This window comes from Flavobacterium sp. Flavsp81, assembly GCF_059491325.1.
Genome location: NZ_CP168505.1, coordinates 2,919,704 through 2,937,889, shown reverse-complemented (window position 1 = coordinate 2,937,889; position 18,186 = coordinate 2,919,704). Strand labels below are relative to the sequence as shown.

Here is an 18,186-nt window from a genome sequence, read left to right as displayed (position 1 = left end):
TGCAAAAATAAATATAATGAAGCTGAAAATTAAATACCTATTCGCCCTTTGTTTACCCTTTATGTTGACAGCACAAAGCGGATTTTCTCAATCCAAAAACCTGCCAAAACTTAAAGTTTCCGAAAACAAACATTATTTTGTTACCGAAGATGGAAAACCTTTCTTTTGGTTAGGCGATACAGGCTGGCTGACTTTTGGAAAACTGGACAGAGAAGGCGTTGTTAAATATTTAGAAGACCGAAAAGCGAAAGGATTCAATGTCGTTCAGGTAATGGTTTTGCATAATGTCAATGCTGTAAATGCTTATGGCGATCAGGCGTTAATGAATGATAATCTGGCCCAGCAAATTACTTCACCCGGCAACGATCCAAATGATGCTCCCGAATACGATTATTGGGATCACATAGATTACACTTTAGATGTAGCCCAGAAAAACGGAATCTACCTTGCGATGGTGCCGGTTTGGGGAACTAATATTAGTAGTGCTAAAAGTAAAGTAACGAAAGCTGATGTTGAAAAATATGCAAAATTTTTAGCCGATCGATATAAAAAAAGAACCAATATAATCTGGCTGAACGGTGGCGATACCTACGGAGACAAATTTCAGGACATCTGGAACGCACTCGGAAGTACTTTAAAAACCAGTAATCCGGATCAGCTGGTAACTTTCCACCCATTCGGAAGAACCGATTCCTCAGAGAATTTTCATAATGCAAGCTGGCTGGATTTCAATATGTTTCAGTCCGGTCACAGAAGATACGATCAGGATACTTTGAAAAATTCATTCAAAGAAGACAATTTCAAATTTGTTCAAAGAGACTGGGACTTAAAACCAACCAAACCAACCCTTGACGGTGAACCATCATACGAAGGAATTCCACACGGTCTGCACGATACCTTACAGCCAAAATGGACTGCCAGTGATGTACGTCGTTATGGATACTGGTCCGTTTTTGCAGGTGGAGCAGGTTACACTTACGGGCACAATGCCGTAATGCAAATGTTCAGAAAGGGTGACAGCCCTGCCTACGGTAACAAAGAATTATGGAATGACGCCATCAATGCACCGGGAGCCGGACAAATGGTATACATCAAAAATCTGATATTGGAATTTCCGTATTTAGAAAGAGTTCCGGATCAATCATTAGTGGCCAATCAAGGTAAAAAATACGATTACCAAGTGGCGACAAGAGGAAATGATTATGCTTTGATTTATACCTATACCGGAAGAAAAATTACCGTGAATATGGGTAAAATTTCCGGAGATAAAGTAACCGCAACATGGTATAATCCAAGAAGTGGTGAAAAAACAAAGATTGGGATTTTTGATAACAAAGGAACTAAAGAATTCCAGCCTTCCGGCAAAAAAGAAGACGGAAACGACTGGGTTTTAATTTTAAGTTCGAAGTAACCACAATATTGTCATCCCGAGGAATGAGGGATCTCCGCAAGAAACTAACACAAAGTTTATTCAGCATGTGGAGCTACTAATGGAGATCCTTTCTCCGTCAGGATGACAAAAGTGAGAATAATATCTCTCGCAGATTTAGTAGATCAAGCAGATAAAAAAATCCCGCACAATCTGCTAAATCTGCGAGAAACAAAAAACGCAAACTATGAAAAACATCATAATCATTCTTTTCTTCATAACCGGACTAAACACCGCTTTCGCAAATGACGGCTGGCTAAACATCCTCAACGAAGGCGGAAACAACAAAGGAATAAAATGTACCGAAGCCATTCAGGGTGCCATCGAAAAAGCATCTAAAAACGGAGGCGGAACCATATTTTTCCCAGCCGGAGAATATTTAACAGGCGCTTTAAAACTAAAAAGCAACATCACCATCTATTTGGATTCCGGAGCACTTCTAAAATTTTCAGAGAACTTCGATGACTACCTTCCGTATGTAGAAATGCGTTACGAAGGAATTGTAATGCAGTCATTCTCTCCATTATTTTATGCCAAAGACGTCGAAAACATCACCATCAAAGGAAGAGGCGTAATTGACGGGCAGGGAAAAGCGTGGTGGAATGAAGTGTACCGAATCGAAACCGCAAAAGGCCCAATTCCGGAAACGAAATATCAAAAAATGTGGACCGAGCAAAACAAAGGAATCGTATACGAGCCTTACTATAAAAGAACGATTGACAAACACTTTTTCCGTCCTTCTTTTTTCCAGGCCTACAATTGCAAGAATATTTTAATCGAAGACGTAACCTTCAAAAACTCGCCTTTTTGGACGATAAATCCTGAATTCTGTGACAACGTAACCGTAACAGGAATCACAATTAACAATCCGCATTCCCCAAACACAGACGGAATCAACCCTTCGTCCTGCACCAACGTTCACATTTCCAACTGCCACATCAGCGTGGGTGACGACTGTATCACCATCAAATCAGGACGTGATGCAGACGGTCGTAAATACGGGAAAGCAACCGAAAATGTTACCATCACAAATTGCACAATGTTAAGCGGTCACGGAGGTGTGGTTATCGGAAGCGAAATGTCGGGCGGAATCAAAAAAATCACCATATCCAACTGCGTTTTCGACGGTACCGATCGTGGAATCCGTATCAAAGCCGCTCGTGGTCGTGGCGGAGTGGTAGAGGACATTCGCGTTGACAATATCGTGATGAAAAACATCAAGGAAGAAGCCATTATTTTGGATCTTTTCTACGACAAAGACAATCCCGTAGAGCCCGTTTCCGAGCGCACGCCGATTTTCAGAAACATCCACATCAGCAACGTTACAGGCGGAAACGTCAACAAAGCCGGATTCGTTCGCGGAATTGTTGAAATGCCAATTCAGAACATCACGTTCTCGAATATCAATATGGACGGCAAGGAAGGCTTCACCATAAACACGGCGACCGATGTCGAATTTCACGACGTAAAAGTCAATGCAACCGTGGGTTCCTCTTTCAAAATCAGCGATGCCAAAAACCTAATTCTGGACAACGTAGGTTCATCGACACCGATAAAAGGCGTTCCGGTTATCAAAATAGACAACGCTTCGAATATTATGATCAACAACAATTTTCCGTTTAACGCTACCGATATTTTCATCGAAGCCAACGGGAAAGACACCAAAAATATTTTCCTTAAAAACAATGTGTTCAACAATGTGACCACAGTTGTGAAAAAAGGAAAAGACCTGGATAAAAAAGCAATTACAGAATAACGTAATTATTTTCAGGAGCAGAAACATTGGGCATTTTAGGAAACATCGTCCCGCTATCCGTTACAATTCCCGATCAAGAAAAACTATGGCAAAAAAGCCTTGTTTTTCTAAATCGGGAGATTTCCACTGCTATCGGGGCTAAAGAGGTACATTTCGTTTTTTTGTCATTATCCAAAAGAAAAATGATAATAAACAGAATAGTATAAACAATAAAATTCGTGTTTAAACATCTTTGTCAAAGTTCAAAACTTTGACAAAGATTAAACCAAACATACAATGAAAAAGATATTCATCATATTAACGCTTTCACTTTTCGTAGTAAGCTACTCCCAGAAAAAGAAAGAATTGTATCTGTTCACATCTTTCCGGGAACCTGCGACAGAAGGTTTGTACCTGGCCTACAGCGAAGACGGCTACAACTGGAAAGGACTTGAAGGCTCATTCCTGAAACCCGAAATTGGAGCCAGCAAAATAATGCGTGATCCCTCCATCACCAAAGGCGCAGACGGAACCTATCACATGGTCTGGACAACCGACTGGAAAGGCGGAAACGGATTTGGATACGCCAGTTCCAAAGACCTGATTCATTGGTCAAAACAGGAATACATTCCCGTGATGAAACACGAGCCTGAAGTCGTAAACGTGTGGGCGCCCGAAATTTTTTATGACGATGTCAAAAAAGAATACATCATTATCTGGGCTTCCACAATCCCATTCCGATTCGAAAAAGGCGTAGAAGACGAGAAAAACAACCACAGAATGTATTACGTAACCACCAAAGATTTCAAAACCTTTTCGGATACCAAATTATATTACGATCCAGGTTTCAGTGTCATCGATTGTGTAATTGTAAAAAAAGGCAAAAAGGAGTACGTTTTAGTTCTAAAAGACAACACCAGACCGATGCGTAACATAGAAGTCGCTTTCGGAAAATCGCCATTAGGACCATTCGAAAAAAGGTCAAAACCCTTAACCGAATATTTATCAGAAGGACCAACAGTTGTAAAAGTCGGTAAAAAATGGCTGTTGTATTATGACAATTACGGATCCAAAAATTACAAAGCCTTAAGCACTTCCGATTTTGTAAAATTCGAAGATGTTTCCTCAAAAATATCCCTTCCCGAAGGACACAAACACGGAACGATTACAACTATTTCCGAAGACGTTCTAAAAGGATTAATTGAAAAAAAATAATGGATTTACTCGATCGCAGGATTCATAACCCTGAGGTCGTGACATAAATAAAATAACAATGATTGCATTTAAAAACATAAAAACCAATATCGCAACCGCATCAGCAATCTTGTTGACTTGCGGAGCTGTAAACTCTGCATTGGCACAAAATGACACCGTACGATACACAGGCAAAACACTTTCCAATATCGATTACCACCACGGGCAATTAAGTCCAGCGGTTGGAGTTCACGCTACCCAAATTATGCGTGCGAGCCGTGAACATCTGGAAAAAGCAGACGGATTTGGCTGGACGTACAACCATCAGCCAATGATGGCGTATTGGAACAATACCTTTTACTTGCATTATTTGAGTGATCCGTCCGGAGAACACATTCCGCCAAGCCAGACTTTTATAATGACTTCCAAAGATGGAGTAACCTGGACAAAACCAGCGGTGCTTTTCCCTATTTATCACGTTCCTGACGGATTCAAAAAAGAAGGAGTAGAAGGCGTTGCCAAAAACATCGATGCGATTATGCACCAGCGTATGGGCTTTTATGTTTCATCCGACAACAGATTGCTGGCAACCGGTTATTACGGAGTTGCCTTAGACAAAAAAGACGACCCGAATGATGGAAAAGGAATTGGGCGTGTAGTTAGAGAAATTTATAAAGACGGAACGTATGGTCCAATTTATTTTATCCGATACAATAAAACCGGAAACCCGTTGCCAACAACTTTCCCATTTTATACCAAAAGCAAAGACAAAAAATTCATCAAAGCCTGCGATGAACTGATGTCAAAACCTTTACTAATGCAACAATGGGTAGAAGAAGCTGATCGTGATGATGCTTTAATTCCATTAAAAAAACAATACAAAGCGTTCAATTATTACCATTTGCCAAACGGAAACGTAGTCGGTTTATGGAAATTTGCCTTAACATCCTTAAGTAAAGACAACGGAAAAACCTGGGAATATACTCCGTTGAGAGCACCTGGATTTGTAAACAGCAACGCCAAAATCTGGGGACAAAAAACCTCAGATAATCGCTATGCAACCGTTTATAATCCATCAGAATACCGTTGGCCATTGGCAATTTCAACTTCTGATGACGGACTGAATTACAAAGATTTATTATTGGTTCACGGAGAAGTAAGCCCGATGCGCTACGGAGGAAACTACAAATCGGCCGGACCGCAATACGTTCGTGGAATAAACGAAGGAGATGGAACTCCTCCAGACGGAAAACTTTGGGTAAGTTACAGCGTCAACAAAGAAGATATCTGGGTGGCTTCGGTACCGGTTCCTGTGACCAGCGAAGTAAAAGAAAACGCCAATGATGTTTTCAACGATTTGCCAAACGGCGAAGAATTAAAATTATGGAACACCTATGATTTGTCCTGGGCATCGACCAAAATAGAAAAGAAAACAGACGGCAAAAAATGGCTGACCTTAAGAGATCAGGACTTTTTTGATTATTCAAGAGCGGAGCGTGTGATTCCGTTTGCACAAAAAATGGAAGCCACTTTTACCGTAAAACCCGAACAAAATAATCACGGATTATTGCAAGTAGAATTCCAAAACAAACAAGGATTGCCTGCAATTCGCATCGTTTTCGATTCGGATGGAGAAATAAAAGTAAAACACGGAGCCCGTCACGGCGGAATTGGTAAATATGAAGCAGGAAAAGATTATACGATAACAGTCAAATTGGATGTAACTTCCCGTTCGTACACTGTGAAAGTGAATGACGGTAAAGAAACCAACAAAATATTCTATGCTCCGGTTGATGGAATTTCAAGAATAATGTTCCGCACAGGCGATCAGCGTTACACACCAAATGCAGACACAGAACCTGATACTCCAGATTTCACGGATTTACCGGATACTGGAAAATTAATCCCAGAAGCTGTTTTTAATATTAAATCATTGGTTACTAAGAAATTTTAAGATTAAAAGATTGAAATATTTAAAAATTCACAAAATAAAATCTGCCTAATCTGCTGAATCTGCGTGCTAAAAACAAAACATGAAGAATTTAAAAAAAATAGTATTCCTCTTTTGTCTTCTGATAACTTTCATTTCGAATGGACAAATTTCTGCTGAGCATTTAAGATGCGAAATGACAGAAAACCCATTGGCAGTTAACACTAACCAACCAAGATTAAGCTGGCAATTGGTTTCAAAAGAACAGAATGTTACACAATCGGCGTATCAGATTTTAGTTGCTTCATCAGAAGAAAAATTGAAGAAAAACGAAGGCGATATCTGGAACAGCGGAAAAGTAGTTTCCAACAAAAATCTTCAAATCACATACAGCGGAAATCCGTTAAAAACCGAATCCAAATACTTTTGGAAAGTCAAAGTCTGGAATCAAAAAGACAAATCTTCCAATTGGAGCAAAACAGCTTCTTTCAGAATTGCACCCTCCACATTAAATCCAATCTGGATTGGTGCGATTACCAAAGCCGACAGTCATTTACCGGAAGGCAGAAATTACCACACCGCCACTTTCAACAGACAGAAAAAAGACGCTTTAATCAATGCTTCTGACTCGTTGTCCCGCAGAAGTATTATGCTTCGCAAACCTTTTTCGGTTAACAAGGAAATCAAAGAAGCCGTAGTGTATATTTCCGGTTTGGGACATTATGAACTAACCATTAATGGAAAGAAAATCGGCAATAGCGAGTTTGCCCCTTTATGGACAGATTACGACAAAACCGTCAATTTCAATACCTATGAATTAACCGCTGATCAATTTCAAAAAGGCGAAAATGTAATCGGCGTTCTATTAGGAAACGGAATGTACAATACGCTTGCTGAACGCTATTCGAAATTTTATGTAAGTTTTGGTCCGCCGACTTTGTTTTTCAAAATGAAAGTCATTTATAAAGACGGTTCCGAAAACATTATACAATCAGATGAAAGCTGGAAATACAGCAAAAGCCCAATCACGTACAACAGTATTTTTGGAGGCGAAGATTACAATGCCAATTTAGAACAAAAAGGCTGGAATGAAACTGGATTCAATGATAATAATTGGAAAAAAGTAATTGTTCAGGAAGCCCCAAAAGGTGTTTTGAGACTACAGATTACAACACCAATTACAATCCAAAAACAATGCGAGGTTAAGGAAGCAAAAGAACGGAAACCTAACTTTTTTGTTTTCAATATGGGACAAAATCTTTCGGGATTTACCACCATAAAAGTCAAAGGAAAGAAAGGACAGACCATTCGGGTTTGGGTAGGCGAAAGCCTGAATGAAGACGGAACTGTCGGACAGGGAAAAACCGGAAAACCGTATTATTACGATTATACGCTGAAAGGAGAAGGCATTGAAGAATGGCAACCGAAATTTAGTTATTACGGTTTTCAATATGTGCAGATTGAGAACATCAATTATAAGGAAAACAAAGATGAAAATCTGCCAACATTAGTAGATTTAAAATCAAATTTCATTTACAATTCGGCTGGTGAAGCAGGAACTTTTGAATCGTCCAATGATATTTTCAATAAAACGCATTTGTTGATTAACAATGCTATAAAAAGTAATTTTCAAAGTGTTTTCACCGATTGCCCGCAACGCGAAAAATTGGGCTGGCTGGAAGAAATTCATTTAAACGGACCTGGATTGATGTTCAATTACAATCTGGAAAGTTTTATTCCGGCAACGATGCGGAACATTGAAGATTCGCAACGTGACAACGGATTAATTCCGACCATCGTTCCGGAATATGTAGTTTTTGGAGGCGACTTTACCGATTCACCGGAATGGGGAGTTACAGGTGTGATTCTACCGTGGATGTATTACGAATATTACGGCGATGCTTCATTAATTGAGAAATATTATCCGGTAATGAAAAAGTATGTCGATTATTTGGGAACCAAAGCCACCAATCATATCGTTTCTCACGGATTGGGCGATTGGTACGATTACGGAACACATGCAGCAGGATATTCTAAAAACAGTCCGATTGCACTTTCGGCAACTTCTCATTATTTTTATGGAGCGAGTTTAGTTGCAAAAGCGGCAAAACTATTCAATAAAACGGAAGATATTTCGAAATACGAAACCTTGACTTCGGATATTAAAAACGCTTTCAATAAGGAGTTTTTTAATTCAGAAACCAAACAATACGGAACCAGCAGTCAGTTCAGTAACGCCGTTCCTGTTTTTATGGATATCGTAGAACCGCAATACAAACAAGCCGTAATGCAGAATTTATTGGCCGATATCAAAGCCAAAGGCGATCGACTAACCACAGGCGATGTTGGAAACCGTTATTTATTTCAGGCTTTGGCACGAAACGGCGAAAACGAAACGATGTATAAAATGAACAATCATTACGATGCACCGGGTTATGGTTTTCAGATAAAATTCGGATTAACAACTTTAACCGAACAATGGGATCCGCGAAAAGGAAACTCGTGGAATCACTTTATGATGGGACAAATCGAAGAATGGTTCTATCAAAGTTTAGCCGGAATTGTTCCCGACGATCAAAATCCGGGTTTCAAACATTTCTTTATTCAGCCGGAAATCGTGGGCGATATGACTTTTGTAAAAGCAACGTACAAATCTATTTACGGAAATATTGCTTCGGCCTGGGAGAAAAAAGACGGAAAATTAATCCTGAAAGTAGAGATTCCTGCGAATACATCAGCGACCATAAAATTGCCAATCGCAAAGAATTCAGAGATAAAAGTCAACGGGAAACCGACTAAAGATTTGAAATTAGGCTCAGGAAAATATACAATTGAATGCAAATTATAAGATTTAAAAATGACTACAATTAAAAAAATACTGTTTGCTTTTTTGGCTTCAATTTTCGGATTGACGCTTGCAAACGCGCAATGCACTTCTGATACAAATTTCAGAAAACCGGTTACGGAAACCATCAAAAACATTGAAACCATTTTCAAAATCACCGTAATTGATGACCGTGGTTTATTGAAAGGAAAAGAATTAGACTATGCAGATTGGCGAATCGAACAGGGAAATTTAGAAGTTTCTCTGGCCAACGTTTTAGTCCCTTTTGAACTGACGTATTTCAAACAACCGGACGGAAAATACCAAATCCGAAAATATGAAAACCACAAAGTTTCAGTCGATAAAGGAAAAGAGCGTTTAGATTACTTAACGACTTTATATTCCAATGTTTCTGATTGGGAAGCCAGAAAAAAAGAAATAAAAGCCTGTATGATCACGTCTTTTGGTTTGGACAAAGCACCGCCAACACCAAAATCAAAACCCATTTTAACCCCAAAACGAATCTATAAAGATTACAGCGTCGAGAATATCGCGCTAGAAATTTTGCCGGGCGTTTACACGACGGGTTCAATTTACAAACCGTATCCATTAAATAAAAAATCGGCTATAATCTTAACACCTGACGGGCATTTTGGAGACGGAAGATACAGAAAAGACGAGCAGTACCGTTGCGCAATAATGGCCAAAATGGGAGCGATTGTGGTGAGTTACGATTTATTTGCATGGGGCGAATCCCTGCTTCAGTTTCCCGAACAAACCCACCGAAACAGTATCGCCTCAACCGTTCAGGTCCTGAGCGGAATCCGATTATTGGATTATGTGGCGACCATAAAAAATGCCGATGTTTTGCGAGTAGGCGTTACAGGCGGTTCGGGCGGAGGTTCACACACAATGTTCCTCGCCGCTTTGGATGACAGAATCAAAGTTTCGGCTCCCGTGGTGATGGTTTCTTCGCATTTTTCAGGTGGTTGTCCTTGCGAAAGCGGTCGCGGAATCCACCTTTGCGGAAACGGAACCAATAATGCGGAAATCTCCGCAATGATGGCACCAAAACCACAACTAATTGTGTCAGACGGAAAAGACTGGACACTGGCCGTTCCCGAACTGGAATTTCCTTTCATCCAAAGAACTTACGAACTCTACGGCAAAAAAAATCTGGTAGAAAATGCCCATTTTGCCAAAGAAGGTCACGATTTTGGCGTTTCAAAACGTATGGCGTTGTACCCGTTTATGGCGAAATATTTAGGTCTGGATCTGAACAAAGTGAAGAACGAAAAAGGCGAAATCGACGAATCAACTTGCGTGATTGAACCTTACGAGAAATTATATGTTTTTGGCAACAAAGCCGAAAATCTGCCTAAAAATGCTCTAAAAGACATCGATAAATTATATGAAATGTTCGGAGAAAAAAATCTGAAAGTGTATGAGGTCAAGAAGTAATATTTGGGCGTGACCCAATTTGAAAAAGGGGGCAACCCTCAAAACCGTTTAGTCGCCCCCTTTCTCAAATTGCGTCGGGCTATCCGCGCTACTTCGGTAGCTTGCTTCTATCCCTCACGCACTCTCGTAACTCAAGAATATTTGTCTTTTGATTAGAAATTAAGGAATGAAAAAATATGAATTTAATACTTGATTAACCAACAACAATCAACTATTAACTATCAACCATAAACTATGAATTTAAAAAATAAAATTACAGCAATCTGTTTCGGAATTGTTTCCATCGCCTCAACAGCGCAAAGCAAAAGCGAACTAAAATTGTGGTACGACAAACCCGCTACGATCTGGAACGAAGCATTGCCTTTGGGTAACGGCCGATTGGGTGCAATGGTTTTTGGAGATCCCGCAGTAGAGCGTCTGCAATTGAACGAAGAAACAATTTGGGCAGGTTCACCAAATACGAACGCTCACACCAAATCAATTGAGGCTTTACCAAAAGTGCGAAAGCTGGTTTTCGAAGGTAAATTTGATGAAGCACAGGCTTTGGCAACACAGGATATTATGTCGCAAACGAACGACGGAATGCCGTATCAGACTTTTGGAAGTGCTTATATTTCATTTCCGGGACATCAAAAATACACCAATTATTACCGTGACTTGGATATCGAAAACGCTACGGCAAAAGTAAAATACACGGTAAACGGAGTAGAATTTACCAGAGAAATACTGACTTCTTTTTCAGATCAGGTGATTGTCGTGAAATTATCGGCAAGCCAGCCGGGACAGATTACGGCCAATGTTTTTATGAACAGCCCGATTGACAAAACCGTTCCGTCAACGGAAGGAAACCAAATTATCCTTTCGGGAGTTGGGACTAATTTTGAAGGCGTAAAAGGAAAAGTAAAATTTCAGGGACGAATCGAAGCTAAAAATAAAGGCGGAGAAGTTTCGGCAAGCAACGGAATCCTAATCATCAACAAAGCTGATGAGGTAACGCTTTACATTTCGATAGCAACCAATTTTAAAAACTATCAGGATATTACTGAAGACGAAGTAGCAAAAAGCAAATCTTATTTGGAAAAAGCTATTTCAAAAGATTTTGAAACTATCAAAAAAGAACATGTTGCTTATTATCAAAAGTTCTTCAATAGAGTTGCTTTGGATTTAGGCTCAAACGATGCTATCAAAAAACCAACAAACGAAAGAATTCGTGATTTCAAAAATCAATTTGATCCGCAATTGGCGAGTCTGTATTTTCAATTTGGGCGTTATTTGTTGATTTCAAGTTCACAGCCGGGAGGTCAGCCAGCGAATTTGCAGGGAATCTGGAATGATATGGTCACTCCGCCCTGGGACAGTAAATACACCACAAATATCAATGCCGAGATGAATTACTGGCCGGCAGAAGTTACCAATCTTACCGAAATGCACGAGCCTTTTATCCAAATGGCAAAAGAATTGAGCGTTACAGGAGCAGAAACAGCCAGGACAATGTACAATGCGAACGGCTGGGTTTTACACCACAACACTGATATCTGGCGCGTGACCGCTCCGGTTGATTCGGCTGCGTCTGGAATGTGGATGACTGGTGGTGCCTGGGTTTCGCAAGATTTGTGGGAACGCTATTTGTACACAGGCGATATCAATTATTTAAAAGAAATATATCCAATAATTAAAGGGGCTGCCGATTTCTTTTTGGACTTTATGATAACCGATCCAAATACAGGATATTTGGTAGTAGTACCATCAAGTTCTCCTGAAAACACACACGCTGGAGGAACTGGAAAATCGACTATTGCTTCGGGAACAACTATGGACAATCAGTTGGTTTTTGATTTGTTTTCGAATGTGATCAAAGCTTCGAAACTGGTGGCTCCGGATGAAAATTATACTAAAAAATTAAGCGAAGCTTTGGCAAAAATGCCTCCTATGAAAATAGGAAAACACAGTCAGTTGCAGGAATGGCAGGACGATTGGGACAACCCGAAAGACAATCACCGACACGTTTCGCATTTGTACGGCTTGTTTCCGAGTAATCAGATTTCGCCAATCAAAACACCGGAATTATTTGAAGGAGCCAAACAATCGCTGATTTACAGGACAGACGAATCGACAGGCTGGTCAATGGGTTGGAAAGTAAATTTATGGGCAAGATTATTAGATGGTAATCACGCTTATAAATTAATCCAAGACCAGTTGCATTTGGTAACCGCTGACCAAAGAAAAGGCGGTGGAACTTACCCAAATATGCTCGATGCACACCAGCCGTTTCAGATTGATGGTAATTTTGGCTGTACAGCCGGAATCGCTGAAATGCTGATGCAGAGTCAGGAAGATGCGATTCATTTATTGCCTGCTTTACCAACGGTTTGGAAACACGGAAGTATCAAAGGTTTGGTAACCCGAGGCGGATTTGTAATCGATATGACCTGGAAAAATAATAAAGTTTCGACTTTGAAAGTGTACTCAAAATTAGGAGGGAACTGCCGATTGAAATTGGAAAACACTTTGAAAGCTGATAAAGGAATTGTGCTTAAAAAAGCAAAAGGTAAAAACCCAAATCCGTTGTTTTATGATGTTGAAGTGAAAAAACCGATTATTTCCAATGAAGCTAAATTACCTAAAGTACAATTGCCAAAGTATAATGAATACGATGTGGAGATGAAAGCTGGGCAGACTTATAGTTTTTCGGCGAATTAATATTTCCTGCAAGGTTTTTTTTCAAACCTTGTAGGTATGTTTGTTGAGTTTGAATACCTACAAGGTCAAAAAAAGACCTTGCAGGAGAAGAAATATGATTGTTAGTCCGCGTGAGTGATGGCAGTGGAGCTCTCCCGATTTTTCATTGGGAAGCGGGAACGTACAGCACGACCCGAAGTTTTTCACGAAGGGTCACGCCCATAAAATTAAAATAAATAGAATATGTTACACCAATTTAAATACAAAATAATGGCGATTGTGATCCTGATTTCGGCTTTGAACAGCGGATGTAAATCGGGTGCGGGGCATTCTAAAAAAGGAACTTCGGTTGTTTTGAAAGCAGATAATTTCAAGCATTATGTGGATTATTTCAACACTATGGAAGACGAGAATCTGAAATTTTCGATTCCGAATGACAGTGCGTGGACTTGGATGGAAAAGAATGTTCCGTTGTTTGAATGTCCACAGCAGAATTTTGAGGAGATTTATTATTATCGTTGGTGGACGGCTCGAAAACACATCAAGAAAACGCCACTTGGTTTCGGAATTACCGAGTTTTTAGTAGATCGTTCGTATGCGGATAAATACAATTTGATTGCTTGTGCACTGGGGCATCATATTAATGAATTTCGCTGGGTGCACGATCCGCAGTACATTGAGCAGGATGTCAAAATTTGGTACCGTGGCAATGAAGGAAAACCGATGAACAAATTGTATAAATTCAGTAGTTGGACGGCTGATGCGCTGTACAATCGTTATTTGGTGAATAAGGATGAAAAATTCTTATTGGATTTGTACCCGGATATGGTGACGGATTATGCCGTTTGGGAAAAAGACCGCCAGCGTAAAGATGGTTTGTTTTGGCAACACGATGTAAAGGATGGTATGGAAGAATCGTTGAGTGGCGGGCGGAAAGTACAAAATGCAAGACCGACGATTAACAGCTATATGTATGGAAATGCTGTGGCGATTTCAAAAATGGCATCGATGAAAGGCGACAAAGAAGTGGAGGCTAAATTTAAAGCCAAAGCTGATGTTTTGCAACAATTGGTGGAAAACAAATTATGGAATAAGAAAAGTGAATTCTTTGAAACGTTTACCGAAAAAGATACGCTGGCGCAGGTAAGAGAGGCAATTGGTTTTATTCCGTGGTATTTTAACCTGCCACAAAAAGGCAAAGGTTTTGAAAAAGCCTGGGAACAGATTAAGGATGAAAAAGGGTTTTCGGCTCCTTTTGGTTTGACTACTGCCGAGCGCAGAAGCCCACGTTTTAGAACTCACGGAACCGGAACCTGCGAATGGGACGGAGCGATTTGGCCCTTTGCGAGTTCACAGACTTTGACGGCTTTGGCGAATGTTTTGAATAATTACAATCAAACTTTCGTTGCCAAAACGGATTATTTCAAGCAGATGGAATTGTATGTGCAGTCGCAATATTACCGTGGGAAACCATACATTGGAGAATATCTGGACGAAACGACAGGTTATTGGCTGATGGGTGACAAGGAAAGAAGCCGTTACTACAATCACTCGACTTTCAATGATTTGATAATTACGGGATTGGTTGGCTTGCGTCCAAGTGCAGATGAAAAGGTGGAAGTGAATCCGTTAATTCCACAGGAAAAATGGGATTGGTTTTGTCTGGATAATGTGTTGTATCATGGGAATATCATTACGATTCTTTGGGATAAAACAGGGGAGAAATATGGTAAAGGAAAAGGGTTTAGGATTTTTAAGAATGGTAAGGAAATTGCTGTTTCAGAAAAATTGGAGAAATTAGTATCGGAATAAAATTGAGACAAGGATGACACAAATTAAAACGGATAAGCACGGATTTTTACTTAGTTTGTCATTCTGACGAAGGAGGAATCTCCATTAGTGGCTCTACAAAGATTGACGATTTTGATTGTGGAGTTTATTGCGAAGATTCTTCCTTCGTCAGAATGACAAAAATGAGAAAAAAAAATCTGCTCGATCTGCTAAATCTGCGTGAGAAAAAAATTATAGCAAAATCAGTTTAAAAAATATAATAATGAAAAAGTTTTTTTTACATCTTACATTCATCATTACACTTTTTACATTTTCGGCGCAAGCCCAAAATAAAATCAGCGTCACCAATCTGCAATGCGAAATGCTGAACAACCCGGAAGGAATTGATGTGGTGCAACCCCGTTTGAGCTGGCAGATAAAGTCGGATGTGAACGATGTAAAACAAACGGCCTATCAAATTATGGTTGCTTCGACTTTAGAAAACCTGAATGCGAACAAAGCCGATTTGTGGGATAGCGGAAAAGTAACAAGCAACGGATCTGTCAATATAATTTACAACGGAAAAAAGCTGGGAGATCGACAAAATGCGTTTTGGAAAGTAAGTGTTTTTACCAATAAAGGAGAAATTAAATCGGCAGAAAACGCTCATTTCAGCATCGGAATTTTAACCTATGCCGACTGGAAATCGACTCGCTGGATTGGCTATGAAAAATTGTCGAAGGATGACAGCGTTTCCCAGTATTCGAGATTGTCTGCGCGTTATTTGCGAAAAGAAATCAATCTGAAAAAACAAGTCAAATCGGCCAAGGTTTATATTATGGGAATGGGCTTGTATGAGCTTTACATCAACGGAAATAAAATTGGCGATCAGGTTTTGGCACCCGTTCCGACGGATTACACGAAAAACGTAAAATACAATGTTTTTGATGTGACTTCGCAATTGAAAGAAGGTAAAAACATGCTGGGAACGATTTTAGGAAACGGACGTTTTTTTGCGATGCGTCAGGATTACAAACCGTATAAAATAAAATCATTTGGTTTCCCAAAAATGGCTTTACAATTGTTTGTCGAATACGCCGATGGAACCAAAGACATCATCCGAACTGACGACACCTGGAAATTAACTACTGACGGACCGATTTTGTCCAACAACGAATACGATGGCGAAGAATACGATGCCCGCAAGGAAATGAAAGGCTGGGCTACAACTAATTTTGACTATAAAAACTGGGTAAATGCCAGATACGTTCAGGAACCGGGCGGTTTTTATGAAGCACAGATGATGCCGAATATGAAAATTATGGGCGAGGTAAAACCAATCTCCATAAAACCGACTTCAAAAGGAACTTATATTTTGGATATGGGTCAGAATATGGTGGGATGGTTGCAACTGAAAGTAAAAGGAAAAAGTGGTGACCAGATCACGATGAAATTTGCCGAATCTTTACAGGCTGATGGTTCGCTGTACATTGCCAATTTACGTGATGCGAAAACGACAGATGTTTATACTTTGAAAGGCGAAGGTGAAGAAATTTGGGAACCCCGTTTTATATTTCACGGATTTCGATTTGTAGAAGTTTCGGGTTTTCCGACCAAACCAACTTTGGATAATTTCGTCGGGAAAGTGGTTTATGACGATATCAAAACAACCGGAACTTTCGAATCTTCGGATGCGACGATGAACCAGATTTTTAAAAATGCCTGGTGGGGAATCAGCGGAAATTACAAAGGAATGCCAATCGATTGTCCACAGCGAAACGAACGTCAGCCTTGGTTGGGAGATAGAACTACAGGTGCTTATGGCGAAAGTTTTTTATTCGACAATCAGACTTTGTATGCCAAATGGCTCGATGATATTAAATATTCGCAAACCCAAGATGGAGGATTACCAGATGTAGCACCAGCGTTCTGGCGTTATTACGGTGATAATGTGACCTGGCCGGGAACGTATATCACGGTGGGCGATATGCTGTACCAACAATTTGGCGACAAAGAAGTGATCAAAAAACAATACCCGTCTATGAAAAAATGGATGGTTTATATGGAAGAAAATTATCTGCAAAATGATTTAATGGATAAAGACAAATACGGTGATTGGTGTGTTCCCCCGGAATCATTAGAGTTGATTCGTTCCAAAGATCCTGCCCGTTTAACGGATGGACAATTATTGTCGAGTGCGTTTTATTATCAGCTTTTGGGAATTATGAAAAAGTTTGCCAAAATCGCAAATGCAGATGCTGATATTGCACATTATGATGATTTGACAACAAGAATCAAAAAAGCATTCAATGCCAAATTTCTAAATACCGAAAAAAACTACTACGCCAATAATACTGTAACGGCAAATGTCTTGCCTTTGGCTTTCAGGCTGGTTCCTGAAAATCTAATTGACAAGGTTTTCCAAAATATGGTTCACGAAGTTGAGGTTACCAAAAACGGTCATATCAGCACAGGTGTAATCGGAACGCAATTTCTGATGCGAACGCTGACAAACTTCGGAAGGGGAGATTTGGCTTTCAAACTGGCTTCCAACAAAACCTACCCAAGCTGGGGCTTTATGGTTGAAAATGGTGCCACAACTATTTGGGAATTATGGAACGGAAATACGGCAGACCCATCAATGAATTCACAAAATCATGTAATGCTTTTGGGTGATTTACTGATTTGGTACTACGAAAATATGGCGGGTATCAAGAGCAATCCAGAAACTCCGGGTTTCAAACAAATCATTATGAAACCAGATTTCAATGCGGGACTTACTTTTGTAAACGCTTCTTACGAATCTATTTATGGTCTGATAAAAAGCGACTGGAAGAAAAATAAAAACACTTTAGAATGGAAAATTACCATTCCGGCCAATTCATCTGCTGTAGTGTATTTGCCAACGACAAATGCTTCATCGGTAACAGTAAACAAGCAAAAACTGGCTAAGTTTTCATCCTCTTATAAAACAGAAAACAACAACATTGTCTTGACTTTAGAATCTGGTTCTTATACAGTAAATCTAAGGCTTCAATAAGATAATTCGGGACAGTACAGGATGCTTGTCTGATTATTTAGTGTCATTTTTACACTTAATAAATTTTTGCATTCGAATATTTGTATAATACATTGAAAATAAATACTATAATATTTTAAAATAT

9 protein-coding genes are annotated in these 18,186 nt (G+C 39.7%); all 9 read left to right on the top strand.

Features of this window, described 5'->3' with window-relative positions; genetic code table 11:
• The first annotated feature begins 16 nt into the window (after positions 1–16).
• Complete coding sequence (locus tag ACEN92_RS12370; RefSeq protein ID WP_495638672.1) at positions 17–1,411, top strand: glycoside hydrolase family 140 protein; 1,395 nt, start codon at positions 17–19, stop codon at positions 1,409–1,411.
• Between the two features lie 205 nt (positions 1,412–1,616).
• Positions 1,617–3,185: a glycoside hydrolase family 28 protein gene (locus ACEN92_RS12365; RefSeq protein WP_495638671.1), complete on the top strand. Its 1,569-nt coding sequence runs from the start codon at positions 1,617–1,619 to the stop codon at positions 3,183–3,185.
• Between the two features lie 276 nt (positions 3,186–3,461).
• Positions 3,462–4,379 carry a glycoside hydrolase family 43 protein gene (locus ACEN92_RS12360; protein ID WP_495638670.1) on the top strand — a complete coding sequence of 306 codons (918 nt, stop codon included), beginning with the start codon at positions 3,462–3,464 and terminating at the stop codon, positions 4,377–4,379.
• A 58-nt stretch (positions 4,380–4,437) separates the two neighbouring features.
• Positions 4,438–6,312, top strand: a complete 1,875-nt coding sequence (locus ACEN92_RS12355; protein WP_495638669.1) for a six-hairpin glycosidase — start codon at positions 4,438–4,440, stop codon at positions 6,310–6,312.
• A 79-nt stretch (positions 6,313–6,391) separates the two neighbouring features.
• Positions 6,392–9,136, top strand: a complete 2,745-nt coding sequence (locus ACEN92_RS12350) for a glycoside hydrolase family 78 protein (protein ID WP_495638668.1) — start codon at positions 6,392–6,394, stop codon at positions 9,134–9,136.
• 9 nt (positions 9,137–9,145) lie between these two features.
• On the top strand, positions 9,146–10,573 hold the full coding sequence (locus ACEN92_RS12345) for an acetylxylan esterase (RefSeq protein WP_495638667.1): 1,428 nt from the start codon (positions 9,146–9,148) through the stop codon (positions 10,571–10,573).
• 234 nt (positions 10,574–10,807) lie between these two features.
• A complete protein-coding gene (locus tag ACEN92_RS12340; RefSeq protein WP_495638666.1) occupies positions 10,808–13,273 on the top strand; it encodes a glycoside hydrolase family 95 protein in 2,466 nt (821 codons plus the stop codon).
• A 222-nt stretch (positions 13,274–13,495) separates the two neighbouring features.
• Entirely contained in the window at positions 13,496–15,064 is a 1,569-nt protein-coding gene (locus tag ACEN92_RS12335; protein ID WP_495638665.1) for an MGH1-like glycoside hydrolase domain-containing protein, read from the top strand.
• A 241-nt stretch (positions 15,065–15,305) separates the two neighbouring features.
• Positions 15,306–18,062, top strand: coding sequence for a glycoside hydrolase family 78 protein (locus ACEN92_RS12330; RefSeq protein WP_495638664.1), 2,757 nt, complete (start codon positions 15,306–15,308; stop codon positions 18,060–18,062).
• Positions 18,063–18,186 lie beyond the last annotated feature (124 nt).

Coding starts and splice junctions, on each gene's coding strand:
- ACEN92_RS12370 (WP_495638672.1), top strand. CDS start 17: ATGAAGCTGAAAATTAAATACCTATTCGCCCTTTGTTTACCCTTTATG.
- ACEN92_RS12365 (WP_495638671.1), top strand. CDS start 1,617: ATGAAAAACATCATAATCATTCTTTTCTTCATAACCGGACTAAACACC.
- ACEN92_RS12360 (WP_495638670.1), top strand. CDS start 3,462: ATGAAAAAGATATTCATCATATTAACGCTTTCACTTTTCGTAGTAAGC.
- ACEN92_RS12355 (WP_495638669.1), top strand. CDS start 4,438: ATGATTGCATTTAAAAACATAAAAACCAATATCGCAACCGCATCAGCA.
- ACEN92_RS12350 (WP_495638668.1), top strand. CDS start 6,392: ATGAAGAATTTAAAAAAAATAGTATTCCTCTTTTGTCTTCTGATAACT.
- ACEN92_RS12345 (WP_495638667.1), top strand. CDS start 9,146: ATGACTACAATTAAAAAAATACTGTTTGCTTTTTTGGCTTCAATTTTC.
- ACEN92_RS12340 (WP_495638666.1), top strand. CDS start 10,808: ATGAATTTAAAAAATAAAATTACAGCAATCTGTTTCGGAATTGTTTCC.
- ACEN92_RS12335 (WP_495638665.1), top strand. CDS start 13,496: ATGTTACACCAATTTAAATACAAAATAATGGCGATTGTGATCCTGATT.
- ACEN92_RS12330 (WP_495638664.1), top strand. CDS start 15,306: ATGAAAAAGTTTTTTTTACATCTTACATTCATCATTACACTTTTTACA.